The following is a 243-nucleotide window of genomic DNA, read 5'->3' on the forward strand; positions in this document are numbered from 1 at the left end:
ACTACGGAAGCGATAATCGACTACAGAAACGGAGGCATTGACGACGAGTTTTACGGTTTCGCTACACTGTTGAATTGGATTGCCGATGTACTGCCGCATGTTGACTGGGCAACAACCTTTCCCTCGACTGGTGACGCTTTCGTCGTTGAGGAGCCCTCAGGTCGCCTGTGGGAAAACGCACAACCTTGGGCATATTGCCGAAGCTAAGTTAGAGCTATCTTTGAATTGAATTTGCTGACATTT

The 243-nt window shown here is 48.6% G+C and carries 1 protein-coding gene; it reads left to right on the forward strand.

What is annotated here, in order from left to right:
* Window positions 1–207, forward strand: a 207-nt coding sequence (locus tag AC3XQU_RS24635) for a hypothetical protein (RefSeq protein WP_489876728.1), incomplete at its 5' end; no start/stop codon positions are given.
* Window positions 208–243 lie beyond the last annotated feature (36 nt).

This window comes from Telluria sp. AZSoR62 (assembly GCF_058111565.1).